This window comes from Pseudomonas sp. HMWF006 (assembly GCF_003061205.1).
In the GTDB taxonomy this organism is placed as follows: domain Bacteria; phylum Pseudomonadota; class Gammaproteobacteria; order Pseudomonadales; family Pseudomonadaceae; genus Aquipseudomonas; species Aquipseudomonas monsensis.
This window is the reverse complement of the sequence record NZ_QAIU01000587.1, coordinates 18,731-23,889: the sequence shown is the minus strand read 5'-3', so window position 1 is coordinate 23,889 and position 5,159 is coordinate 18,731. Positions and strand designations below refer to the sequence as shown.

The 5,159-nt window shown below is 58.6% G+C and carries 6 protein-coding genes; 2 read left to right on the top strand and 4 right to left on the bottom strand.

The features are described 5' to 3' along the window. On the bottom strand, positions 1–97 hold a 97-nt coding region (locus DBR24_RS34075; protein WP_256591899.1), incomplete at its 3' end, for a hypothetical protein. A gap of 893 nt (positions 98–990) precedes the next feature. Between DBR24_RS34075 and DBR24_RS31155 the strand changes: the two genes are divergently transcribed. Next, the gene (locus DBR24_RS31155) at positions 991–1,128 is read left to right on the top strand and encodes a hypothetical protein (protein WP_003222780.1); all 138 of its coding nucleotides are present in this window, start codon (positions 991–993) and stop codon (positions 1,126–1,128) included. Between the two features lie 70 nt (positions 1,129–1,198). Further along, positions 1,199–2,164: a leucyl aminopeptidase gene (locus DBR24_RS27220; RefSeq protein WP_128616260.1), complete on the top strand. Its 966-nt coding sequence runs from the start codon at positions 1,199–1,201 to the stop codon at positions 2,162–2,164. A gap of 230 nt (positions 2,165–2,394) precedes the next feature. On the opposite strand, the gene rluB is transcribed toward DBR24_RS27220, so the two are convergent. The 3 genes from rluB to scpB form a co-directional block, all read right to left on the bottom strand. Continuing rightward, a complete protein-coding gene (gene rluB / locus DBR24_RS27215; RefSeq protein ID WP_123465667.1) occupies positions 2,395–3,609 on the bottom strand; it encodes a 23S rRNA pseudouridine(2605) synthase RluB in 1,215 nt (404 codons plus the stop codon). Positions 3,610–3,752: 143 nt separating this feature from the next. Further along, on the bottom strand, positions 3,753–3,944 hold the full coding sequence (locus tag DBR24_RS27210; protein ID WP_016771121.1) for a DUF1289 domain-containing protein: 192 nt from the start codon (positions 3,942–3,944) through the stop codon (positions 3,753–3,755). A gap of 144 nt (positions 3,945–4,088) precedes the next feature. Next, a complete protein-coding gene (gene scpB, locus DBR24_RS27205; RefSeq protein WP_128616259.1) occupies positions 4,089–5,090 on the bottom strand; it encodes an SMC-Scp complex subunit ScpB in 1,002 nt (333 codons plus the stop codon). Positions 5,091–5,159 lie beyond the last annotated feature (69 nt).

The window sequence follows — 5,159 nt, the reverse complement described above, 5'->3', positions numbered from 1 at the left end:
ATCCGGTACCGATCGCGCCACCGAGGGCGATCAGTTGAATATGGCGATTTTTCAGGCCGCGTTTCAGCTCGCCTGATTGCGAGGGTTGTCCACTCATGAAAAAGGTCTCACGCAAGGTTTGATGATGTTCAGTAGACGTTGCTGCAAGGTTGCGATTTCAGGCAGCCCCGATCAAACCCCAGCGCAGGCACCAGGAGTTCAGCTTATTTACAACGGTCATGCGTCACCTGTTTGTTTTTATCTGTGACGAAATCGAACCCGACACGCTTATGACGCGGCGGAGTGAACAAGGCGGATAGCCTTGAGGTTTGCGCGATTACGCAGAGGGTCACAGTTAAAACGCGGCGCATTGTACACCGCTAACCCCCTGCTGCCAGACCCCGCTGGATCAGCGTGGCGGTTGCCGGGATTGCGTGTGTCCGCCTCGAGACGCTCGGGCGGCAGCAATAATTGAGTCAGGCCTTTGCAGGCCATCGACGGGGACGGGGAGAAAACCGTCCCACGCAGAGAAGTGGAGATCAGTCACGGCGTTCATTGCGCCTCCTTCTTGTTATGCACCTGCACGACAGGCATGGGGCGCATCACACCCTTCAAACGACGCTGAAACAAGCGCGCCAGAGCCTTGCATGGAGCGCTCGCAGCCGGGCTTCGGCAGGTTTTCCTTACAGCGTCTGGAGAGACGTGGTTCCACTGGGCTACGCCGCGCTTTTCGTAAACATTTCTTTACGTCGCGTAACGCAGATTTTCCATTTCAGAAATTTTCGAAGGATGTCTACAAATTGACGGTAGCAAGCTTGCTAATGAAGTTGGCGGCTTAGTTTTTTGTTTTCAAATAAGAAAACCCATGGCAAAAAACAGAATAAAAAGTTTATTTAAATTTTAAATAAATAATTTTTTGCATTACAAAACACCCTGAACTAGGTTTTTCACGTCTTGCCGGCCACCTCGACCGGCCAGTCATAACCGTGAAAGTCATCTAGGAGATCGACCATGCAAGCACTGGAAAAAGACTTGGATACCGAACTGCAACTGGACGAATGGTTTGAAGCACCGACCCACGAGGCGGCTGTGGAAATGATGCAAGCCGACGCGGTCGTTCCGTTCGGCACGGCGATGTGGCCTCTGTAAGACATCCCGGGCAGGCACGGTCCGGCCGGTCGTGCCTGCCGCTTCCTTCACGGTCAGTCAGGGAGTACTCATGGATAAGCCCCGCGCGATCTCGCATTTCCTTTACTACCTCGAACATCACCCTGCCCTTGCCGACCTGGAGTCGGCAAAGGTATTGCTCGGCCACACCGCCGATTACGAAGCCCTGACCGGCGCCATCGCCGAACAGGCCGGCGATCACCCGCGTTTCACCTTCAGCGCAAGGCGCCTGGATCTGGAAAGCACCGCAACGCTGACCGCAGCGATTGCCGATAGCGATCTGTACATTTTCTTCTACGACTCTTCCACCCTGCCCAACCCGCGTCCCGACGGCCCGGAGTTTGTCCGCGCGCTGCAAGGCGTAATGGCGGAAAACTGGAAAAAGTCGCTGCTGTTCAAGGATTACGGCGACTATTTCTACGACACCTTCAGCATCACCCCGCAGCGCATCGCCGGGCTCAACAGTCATCTGATCCAGCGCATGTCCCAGGCCACCACGCTGAGCTTCAGGGACGACCACGGCTCATGGTTCGAAACGCCGCTGAGCAGCATCAAGAAGTGGACCGACATCAACGGCGTCGGCAACTTCGACCTGGCCCCCGGCGAAATCGCCACCCACAGCGAAGCCATCAACGGCCATGTGAAATTCAAGGGCACCTTCCTCAGCACCATCCCCTTTGCGCGCAAGTACGGCGTACTGGAATCGCCACTGGAACTGTGGATCGAGAACTCGACCATCAGCCGCATCGCCACTGATGTGCCTGGGCTGGAGCATGATTTCAACAAATACCTGGACGCCAACCCGTCGAACCGGCGGATCGAGGAATTGGGGATCGGCACCAACGAAGGCGTGAAGGATCTGTATGCGCGCAATGCCGGGTTCGAGGAGCGGCACTGCGGGTTGCACCTGGGCCTCGGTGGTGGCGCCAAGGGTAGCCATCACCTGGACCTGATCTTCTCGGGTGGGGTGTTGGCGCTGGATGACAAGCCGGTGTTTGATGGGCGCTTCGTCTTTTAAGGCTGAAATAGAGGGTGAAGCCTCTCGCCCTATCGCGGGCAAGCCCGCTCCCACAGGTTTCATTGTTGTACACGAATTCTGTTAACGACAAAAAATCTGTGGGAGCGGGCTTGCTCCGAAGAGGCCGGGTCAGAAACTACATACCTTTCGCCAGACGAAAAAAAACGCCAACCCTGCGGTTGGCGTTTTTCATTCAGCTTGAAGCTTATCGCTCAAAGCTCACAGCTGCTTCACTCAGGTTTCTTGCGACCAAAACCCGGACGCTGGCCCGAACCACTCGGTGCACCGCGACGGTTACCCGATGGCTTGTCACCGTCGACCAGCTTGATACCAGGACGCTTCGGCGCTGGCTTGGCCGGACGCTTATTGGTGGTGTCCGCCGGACGATCCGCCACTGGCGTACCGCGACCGGCCGGTGCACGACCTTCGCCACGCTCTGTACGACCGCGTGGCGCGCGTTCGCCATCCGGGCGCGCTGCAGGTTTGCGACCCGGACGCTCGCCTTCGATCTGCGGCTCGCGGCTTGGGCGTGGGCCGGTCGGTGCGCCAGCGGCTGGACGCAGCGTGCGTACGCGCTCGGTCTTGGCCATTGGTCGAGACGATTTACGCTGCATACGCTCAAGCTTGTCTTTGCTCTTGGCGTTCAGTTGCGGCATCGCTACCGGCGTCAGGCCGACTTCAGCACTGAGAATGTCGACTTCGTACTGACTCATTTCGCGCCAGCGGCCCATCGGCAGGTCGGAGTTGAGGAACACCGGACCGAAACGCACGCGCTTCAGACGGCTGACCACCAGCCCTTGGGATTCCCACAGACGACGAACCTCACGGTTACGACCTTCCATCACCACGCAGTGATACCAGTGGTTGAAACCTTCGCCACCTGGCGCCTGCTTGATGTCGGTGAACTTGGCCGGGCCGTCTTCAAGCACGACGCCGGCCTTCAGGCGTTCGATCATTTCGTCATCGACTTCACCGCGTACACGCACGGCGTACTCACGGTCCATCTCGTAGGACGGGTGCATCAAACGGTTGGCCAGTTCACCGTCGGTGGTGAACATCAGCAGACCGGTGGTGTTGATGTCGAGACGACCGATGTTGATCCAGCGCCCCTCTTTCGGACGCGGCAGCTTGTCGAACACGGTCGGACGGCCTTCCGGGTCGTCACGGGTGCAGATCTCGCCATCGGGCTTGTTGTACATGATCACGCGGCGCACCGATTCGGCTGCCTCTTCGCGCTTGATGACCTTGCCATCAATGGTGATGGCGTCGTGCATGTCGACGCGCAGGCCGAGGGTGGCGTCTTTACCATTGACCTTGATCCGGCCCTGGCTGATCCAGGCTTCAACGTCACGGCGCGAGCCGACGCCGATACGGGCGAGGACTTTCTGCAGCTTTTCGCCTGCTGGGCCGATTTCCTGGTCGTCTTTCTGATTGATGTCACTCATCTGGGCACCTCCCGGTGTGGTCTGTTCAGGCGGCGCCTGAAGCATTGAAATCTGGGTTTTCGGGCGAAGGGATCGCCGAAGGGTCGCGAATCATACGCGGATGTGCGCCATCGCGCATCAGAGACTAGCTGATCGTTAAACAGTTATTTCTTTTTCCGCCGACCGGCGCCACCGAGTTTGATCAGACGCAGCGCGGCTTCAGCCAGCACTGTGCGCTTGTCATCCTTGTCGAGTTTCTTCCAGGCTTTGATTTCGCGCTTGCTGCGGCCGCAGCCGAGGCAGATGTCGTCGGAGAACTTGCAGAGGCTGATGCACGGGTCTTTGGTGGAACTCATTTGATATTCCTGGCTTACGCTAAACCCTGTGGGAGCGAGCTTGCTCGCGAAGGCGGTATGTCAGATACATCATCTTTGAATGACACTCCGCTTTCGCGAGCAAGCTCGCTCCCACAGGGGCCGTCATTGTTCTCCGGATTTCGGTCAGTCGTCGAATTCGCGGCGCTCGGCTTCGATGGCTTCGGCCAGGGCGCGGGCTTCGGCTTCTTCTTCGCTCAGTTCGGGTTCTGGCGCTTGCGCGGGTTGCTCAAGGGCGGCGACGGCTGCCAACAGTTTTTCCCGTGCTTCGGCGACGCCGAGGATGTCTTCTTCCGGTTCGGCTTCTGTCTCGGCTTCAAGTTCAACTTCAATGGCCGGTTCGGCGATCGCGGTTTCAGGCTCAGGCTCGATCTGAGTCACTGCATCGGGCGTCGACACCTCACCGTCCGCCGCATCGCGCAGCAAGTCGTCGAAATCGGTCTTGATCCCCTCCTCCATGCTGTCCAGCTCCAGCAACAGCGTATGGAAGCTGGTCTCTTCTTTCTCCTCCTCCGGCTCGGCGCTGGCGTCGGCCAGTTCCTGCAAGCCTTGCGGTACCGGCGCGTCGTCGAAATCGAGCACCGGATCGGTTTCCATCTCGCGCAATTCGGCCAATGGCGGCAGGTCTTCGAGGTTCTTCAGGTTGAAGTGATCGAGAAAGGCCTTGGTGGTGGCGAACATCGCCGGCTTGCCGGGCACGTCGCGGTAACCGACGACGCGGATCCACTCGCGCTCCAGCAAGGTCTTGACGATGTTGCTGTTCACCGCCACGCCACGCACGTCTTCGATCTCGCCACGGGTGATCGGCTGGCGATAGGCGATCAGCGCAATGGTTTCCAGCAAGGCACGGGAATAACGCTGCGGGCGCTCTTCCCACAAGCGGCCGACCCACGGCGAAAACTTTTCGCGGATCTGCAAGCGATAGCCCGATGAGACTTCCTTGAGCTCGAAAGCACGGCCCTCGCAGGACTTGCCCAGCAGGGTCAGGGCTTTCTTGAAGACCGCAGGCTCGGGCCGTTCGCCTTCTTCAAACAGTTCAAACAGGCGCTCAAGGGATTGCGGCTTTCCCGAGGCCAACAGAAAGGCTTCAAGCAGGGGGGCCAGCTCGCGGGGTTCAGTCAGGTTCATGTTTCGACTCGTTATTCGGCTCGGGCTCGCACGTGGATCGCGGCGAACGGCTCATTCTGCACCAGCTCG

What these genes read in the sequence shown, in the direction of transcription:
- scpB (WP_128616259.1), bottom strand. Translation starts at nt 5,090, where the DNA reads ATGAACCTGACTGAACCCCGCGAGCTGGCCCCCCTGCTTGAAGCCTTT.
- DBR24_RS27220 (WP_128616260.1), top strand. Translation starts at nt 1,199, where the DNA reads ATGGATAAGCCCCGCGCGATCTCGCATTTCCTTTACTACCTCGAACAT.
- DBR24_RS27210 (WP_016771121.1), bottom strand. Translation starts at nt 3,944, where the DNA reads ATGAGTTCCACCAAAGACCCGTGCATCAGCCTCTGCAAGTTCTCCGAC.
- rluB (WP_123465667.1), bottom strand. Translation starts at nt 3,609, where the DNA reads ATGAGTGACATCAATCAGAAAGACGACCAGGAAATCGGCCCAGCAGGC.
- DBR24_RS31155 (WP_003222780.1), top strand. Translation starts at nt 991, where the DNA reads ATGCAAGCACTGGAAAAAGACTTGGATACCGAACTGCAACTGGACGAA.